The organism is Phenylobacterium sp., assembly GCF_044372605.1.
Lineage (GTDB): Bacteria > Pseudomonadota > Alphaproteobacteria > Caulobacterales > Caulobacteraceae > Phenylobacterium.
This window is the reverse complement of record NZ_JBILRO010000281.1, coordinates 1-4,036: the sequence shown is the minus strand read 5'-3', so window position 1 is coordinate 4,036 and position 4,036 is coordinate 1. Positions and strand designations below refer to the sequence as shown.

Annotated in this window: 2 protein-coding genes; both read right to left on the bottom strand. The window is 66.2% G+C overall.

The window, feature by feature from the left end; all coding sequences use genetic code 11:
• Nucleotides 1-41: 41 nt before the first annotated feature.
• Nucleotides 42-1,091 carry a dTDP-glucose 4,6-dehydratase gene (gene rfbB / locus ACIQ42_RS16730; protein ID WP_397423376.1) on the bottom strand — a complete coding sequence of 350 codons (1,050 nt, stop codon included), beginning with the start codon at nucleotides 1,089-1,091 and terminating at the stop codon, nucleotides 42-44.
• A gap of 171 nt (nucleotides 1,092-1,262) precedes the next feature.
• Nucleotides 1,263-3,737: a polar localization protein TipN gene (locus ACIQ42_RS16725; protein WP_397423375.1), complete on the bottom strand. Its 2,475-nt coding sequence runs from the start codon at nucleotides 3,735-3,737 to the stop codon at nucleotides 1,263-1,265.
• Nucleotides 3,738-4,036 lie beyond the last annotated feature (299 nt).

Here is a 4,036-nt window from a genome sequence, read left to right as displayed (position 1 = left end):
AAGGCGGGTGCCGGCGCCGCCGGCCAGGACGATACCGCGCCTCATGCCTTCACCAGACCCAGGCGTTCAGACTGGAAGCCCCGCTCCCGGATCCGCTCCACCCAACTGTAGTTGTCGACATACCAGCGCACGGTGTCCTCCAGCCCCTCGCCCAGCGGCATTCGCGGTGTCCAGCCCAGTTCGTCGGCCAGCTTGGAGGCGTCGATGGAGTAGCGGAAGTCGTGCCCCGGCCGGTCGGTGACAAAGGCGATCTTGTCGGCATGTGGCGTATTGGCCGGCACCATCCGATCCAGATGAGCGCAGATGATGTTGATCACCTCCAGGTTCCGCTTCGTGGCGTCGCCGCCGATGCAGTAGGTTTCGCCCAGTCGGCCCTTGTTCAGCACCAGAAGCAGCGCGTCGGCGTGGTCGTCCACATGCAGCCAGTCGCGGACCTGGCGACCGTCTCCGTAGACCGGGATCGACTTTCCCTCCAGCGCCCGGGTGATCACCGTCGGGATCAGCTTTTCGGGAAACTGGTAAGGGCCATAGTTGTTCGAACAGTTGGTCAGCACCATCGGCAGGCCGAACGTGCGGTGCCAGGCGCGAACCAGATGGTCGGCCGCCGCCTTGGACGCCGAGTACGGCGAGTTGGGATCGTAGGGCGTATCTTCGGTGAAGTCGCCGTCCTCGCCCAGGGCGCCGAACACCTCGTCCGTCGACACGTGATGGAAGCGGAACCCGTCCTTCCGTGCCCCCTCCAGCTTGCTCCAGTAGGCGCGGGACACTTCGAGAAGCACGGCCGTTCCCATGACATTGGACTGGACAAAATCCAGCGGCCCCTCAATGGCGCGGTCATTGTGGCTCTCGGCGGCAAGGTGCATCACCGCGTCAGGCTGATGCCTGGCGAAGACGGCCTCGACGGCGGGGCGGTCACAGATGTTGACCTGTTCGAAGGCATAGCCCGGGTCGCCCTCGACCCCGGCGACATTTTCCAGGTTGGCCGAATAGGTCAGGACATCGACATTGACCACCTGATGCCCATCGGCGATCGCGCGGCGAACAACAGCGGACCCGATGAACCCGGCCCCGCCTGTAATCAGAATCTTCAAAGTGCGCCCCCGGGAGCGTGGAAAATTGATGGCTCGGCATACTATGCGCGGCAATTCGTTCAAGAAGATTGACCAGAATGCACAGGCTCATGTCCATCTTGTCCGGGTGAGCCGGAGTCGACCAGTTGCGCCCCGGATCGAACGTCCTGTCTCACCCGGGAAGCCTCAGCCTCAGAGCATGTCGCCGGCTGCCGTATCGAGCAGCAGATACATTCTGCCACCCTCCGAGCCGAGCAGATCGGTCAGTTGGCGTGCGCTGCCATCGCGGGCAATGGCCTCAGCCGTCAGGGTCTTGTAGCGGCGGACAAGGAGTTCGGCCCTACGTCTGACCTCGTCATCGGTAAACATCCTTCGCGCAATGCGGCGGGTCGCCGCCGGGGCAAGCGCGCGGACCACCTCACGGGCGCCATCGAGATCACCGGCCTGCAACGTGGCCGCCACCTCCTCGATGCGTGACTGCGGCAGCAGGGACGCCGCGTCGACGCCCATCGCCACGAGATCGGCGGCGAGGGTTTGCTCAAGCCTTTCGCCCTCCCCCGAGGCGCCGTCGAGGGACGCGAGCAGATCTTTCCAGGTCCAGGCCTCTCCATCATCGGCCGCCTCATCTCCGCTGTCCGGGGCGGCCGATTTTCCACCCGCCGCTTCGAATACCGCCGAAAACTCCTTGTCACTTGCAATGGGCGTAAGACGGATACGGTTGCGCAGCCCGAGCCTGGCCGCCAACTCGGCACCTGAAGCCTGAGGCGCCACAGCGGGGTTCGACAGTTCGAGAGGCTCGTCGTCATCATCGGGCGCCGTTGCAATCCCGCTCGCCTGAGGCAAGCCCGTCGGATCGTCGGCCCGCGCTGTTGAAGCCGGCCTCGCGCCCATCAACCGGCCCGCGCCCCGCGCCGCAGCCGTTCGCCGGGCTGGCTCCCGCAGGGCTTCATTCGGCAACGCGGCGTCCTTTGCCGGACCCTGGGTCCGGACGTTCACCTCGTCCAGGTCACGGATAGCCACCTGGCGAACCTGCTCCATCTGCTCGCGCGCCAGATTGGGAAGTCGTTGCGCGCGCGTCTCCAGGTCGTCGAGCATTGCGGCCAGTTGCTCGACGCTCGCGCGGGCGGTGGCAACCCCGGATTCCAATCGCGCAGCGGTGGCGTCACCGGTCTCCGCGACCATCCGCGAGGATTCAGAGACCAGGGCACGGGCCTCCTCGAGGCGCGCCTCAAACACCTGATTGGCCTTCTGTCCCGCAGTGAACGCGGCTTCAGAGAGCTGCTCGACCTGTTCGCGGGCGTGGCGGGTTTGCTCGATCGCCGCCCGCCGTGTTGTGGCGGCAGCGGCCGCGAGCGCCTCAATAGCGGCTCGCGTCTCGCTCTCCAGTTGCTGGCGGTGGTCGATCGCAGCCTGCGACACAGCTTCGAGCGAGTGCAGCGTCGACTGGTCAAACTCCTGCCGCTCAGCGCGCGCCGTCTCCACCAGATCGCCGAGCTGAGCCGTAGCATCAGCCAACATCCGGTTGACCGCCACACCACCGGCATTGGCCTCGCGGCCCAGCAGTTCGACGGTGTGCCGGGCGCTTGCAATGAAGGCCTCCAGCCGGGCGGCGTGGCCCGCCGTCGCGCCGGCGATCGCTTCCTGGTCCGACTTCAGCGACTGGCTCAGGGCGACCAGCGACACCCGATGCTCGCTGAGCCCGGCTTCCACCGATCCCACTTGTTCGGCGACACCGGCGCCAGCCGTTTCAAGCCGGGCAATATGGCGGGTCAGGTCCTCACCTGCCGTTCGCGCGACGTCACTGGCAGCGCTCGCGGCGGCGGCAAGGTCCGCCGCACGGGCGGCCAGTCCGGTCTCAGCCTCGCGAATCTGGGCTTCCGCGACCCCCGTGGCGTCGGCGACCATCTTGGCCTGCTGTCCGATCGCGTCGGTCACCCTGTTGGCCTGGCGGTCGAGGGTTTGGGACAGGTCGCTCATCTCGGACCGCTCATGCCCAAGCGTGGTCGCGAGTTCCTGCGTGGTCCGGACCGACTGGGCGGTCGCACCGGCCAGCTTTTCGGTCTCGAAAGCCAGCGCATCGCGCATGGCCACGAGGGTTTCCCGGGCTTCCTCGGTCGCCTGCGCCGTACGCTGGATCTCCTCGCGCACCGCCAGGGTGATATCACCAGCCCGGGCCGCGGCGATCAGCGCGGGCGAGACCATTTCCTCGGCCATAAACCTGGCGGTTCGCGCTTCATGCCCCAGTTTCTGCCCCTGACGGATCAGATAGGCGGCAAAGAACACCAGCGCTGCAGGGCCAATGGCCAGGAGCGCAAATACGCTGAGTGCAAACAGGTCATGCTGAAGGGGCGCAACACCGTTGCGGTAGCCCACGGCAAACGCGATCGGGCCGAGCGCCCAGAGAGAAGCGACAGCGAACGCGCCCAGCCAGATGGGCCAGCCAGCCCCTGGACCTTCGTCACTCTCAAACTCGGACTCAAATTGCCCGGAGTGGGTGTCGACTAGCGCATGATGGGAATTCCGCGGGTCAGCATAGCCGTCTTCCAGGGCGTCGGCAGACCGGAACCCGACCGGTCCGACCGAGGCGGTCGTGTCGGGCAAGGATGAAGCCGGCTCATCCTTCGGCGCACCGAAATCCGTAGGCATTGGGCGTCGGGAGAACTTCATGTCGCGTCATCTCCTCCATGGCCCGGCCAGGACCCGGCGCAGGCGCCCGGCCCGACGTCACACCTCGGGCGTGTGCATATAATCACCCAGAGTTGTGAAAGTCGAACGCCCGGAAAACCTGCGCGAACCCGCCTCATCTGGGTACACGGTGACGGGCCGGACGCCAAGTCGAGCGGAGGCGTAGAAAGCCTCAAGGCCTGGATCACGGGTCACTCAGGCGGCGACCTCACGGAACGGCGCGCCCTCATGCTGCAGCAGCCAGCGCTTCCTATTCAGGCCCCCGCCATACCCGGTCAGTG